The organism is Clostridium sp. (assembly GCF_051656525.1).
GTDB lineage: Bacteria > Bacillota > Clostridia > Clostridiales > Clostridiaceae > Clostridium.
In genome coordinates this window covers 1-1,145 of record NZ_JBOGCC010000070.1, presented here as the reverse complement: position 1 = coordinate 1,145, position 1,145 = coordinate 1, and the positions used below count along the sequence as shown (strand labels likewise).

Annotated in this window: 2 protein-coding genes; one reads left to right on the top strand and one right to left on the bottom strand. The window is 20.6% G+C overall.

The annotated features are described in order from the left end of the window. The coding region (locus tag ACRDDY_RS02405; protein ID WP_438563377.1) for a hypothetical protein at nt 1-359 on the bottom strand (359 nt) is incomplete at its 3' end. A 237-nt stretch (nt 360-596) separates the two neighbouring features. Here ACRDDY_RS02405 and ACRDDY_RS02400 point away from each other — a divergent pair. Then, nucleotides 597-1,145, top strand: a 549-nt coding sequence (locus ACRDDY_RS02400; RefSeq protein ID WP_438563376.1) for a hypothetical protein, incomplete at its 3' end; no start/stop codon positions are given.

Sequence of the window (1,145 nt, the reverse complement as noted above, 5' to 3'; positions counted from 1 at the left end):
GGAGCAATTGTACCTTCTTTTTTGGCTTCTTCATAAATAAGATTTGATAAATATTTTGCTCGCTCTATTACTTGATAAATAATATCTTTATTTAAAATATCTTTATTTATTTTTGTTTCTCGTATAGCAATAAATTCTTCTAGAGGTAGATTAGAACTTTCTAAAATTTCATTAGCAGAAAGTTCTGATAAATTTTCTAAGCCAATTTTATCTTCAAATTCTTTCAATTTAATTTTTGTTTCTATTTCAGCATAACTTTCTTTTCGAGTTGGATCTTTAATTGATAAATCTTGATTATTACAAGCTACAAAACTAAAAGGTATAAGAAAAATTAATGGTAATAAAATCTTTTTTTTCATAATATCAAACCCCTTTTTGAAATATATAAATATTATAATTATTAAAGATTTACTGGATATTAATTTTTTGAAAAAAATAATCATTTTAGTAATTATATTTTTTAGAATTCTTTCAATATTAATAAATAATATATATTAATTCAATATATGGATACTATACTAACTTTATATTAATAAGGATAAGTTATATGAAGGGGGATAAATTGAATAAAAATAATTTAAAAATGAGGGGCATTAGTGAAAAAGAAAAGAAGAAAAATCATATTAATTGGAATTGGTATATTATTTTTTATCAGTAATTTTATTTATATTGATTGGCGAAAATATGAATATTCAGGGGAAACTATAAAATGCTTTAATGAATATAATGGAGATTTTAAAACTAGAAATGATGATTTTAAAATTAAATTAGAAATAATTAATCCACATGAAGGGAAAATTATATTCTTGTATAAAGGTCAGACAAGATTTTTGGTAGAAGCTGAAAATATAGTAGAGAAATTAAAAGAGATTAATTTGAAAATTAATGATAGTAAAAAAGAACTATTAAGTCTAAATAATTTACTTTTTGATGATGATAAATTAGATAATAGTGATTTTGAAAAGTTTATTATAAATCCATCACCTAATGAATTTTTAAATGCTATAGAAATTAACTTTAATAGTTCTGAAAGTTTATATGATAAATTTAATAAAAAAAATAAAAATTTAGATATAGAATTAGAGTTTAGATTTAAAGGGAATTTAGAGAATAGTTGGGAAGGTAAAGAAAAATATTGGGCAGTG